Genomic DNA, 303 nt, shown 5'->3' on the forward strand with positions numbered 1-303 from the left:
ATGGCCGGCGATCCCACGTTGACGCGCCTGTTGCTCGGCATGGGCCTCACCGAGTTTTCGATGCACCCGAGTCAGCTACTCGAGGTCAAACAGGAAGTGTTGCGCTCGCATCTGAAGACGCTGGAAAAGCCGGTGGCCGACGTGCTCGCATCGTTCGAGCCCGAAGAAGTACAAGCGGCGCTCAAGCGTGTCGCGCAAGCCTGATTCCGATAGACCTGGCCGCTTGAACGACAAACGCCGCACTTGTGCGGCGTTTGTCGTTGTTGGCCCGGCTTTTGGTCATTTGGTCGTTTGATCGTTTGA

1 protein-coding gene is annotated in these 303 nt (G+C 58.7%); it reads left to right on the top strand.

From position 1 onward, the window contains the following. Positions 1–204 (top strand): putative PEP-binding protein (locus EN859_RS36865; protein ID WP_210237780.1); only part of this gene is annotated, 204 nt, incomplete at its 5' end. Positions 205–303 lie beyond the last annotated feature (99 nt).

It is taken from the genome of Mesorhizobium sp. M00.F.Ca.ET.216.01.1.1 (genome assembly GCF_004010325.2).
In the GTDB taxonomy this organism is placed as follows: Bacteria; Pseudomonadota; Alphaproteobacteria; order Rhizobiales; family Rhizobiaceae; genus Mesorhizobium.